General features: G+C 32.6%; 1 protein-coding gene. It reads left to right on the top strand.

The genetic code is table 11. The features are described from left to right. Positions 1 to 78 precede the first annotated feature (78 nt). Positions 79 to 267: transposase (locus Q5Y73_RS24715; RefSeq protein ID WP_305994584.1), on the top strand; the 189-nt coding region annotated here is incomplete at its 3' end.

Genomic DNA, 267 nt, shown 5'->3' with positions numbered 1-267 from the left:
TGACATGATATAGTGAAATTGTAACACCACATAGAATACAAAATATCTTATACTATTCATAAGAAAGTGGTGTTGACAATGGCAAGAAAAAAATATGAAAAATCATTTAAAGAGAAACTAGTACGTATGCATTTGGAAGAAGGACGAACGATCAATAGTCTAGCCAAAGAATATCAACTGGGACACGGGAGTCTGAATACTTGGATAAAGCAATACCGTAAAGAATGCGAAAATAACAAGATGTTATCAAAAGATTCCAATTCCGAT

The organism is Chengkuizengella axinellae (genome assembly GCF_030730905.1).
Classification (GTDB): domain Bacteria; phylum Bacillota; class Bacilli; order Paenibacillales; family KCTC-33759; genus Chengkuizengella; species Chengkuizengella axinellae.
The sequence above is the reverse complement of the archived record's forward strand: the minus strand, read 5'-3'. Positions and strand labels throughout refer to the sequence as shown.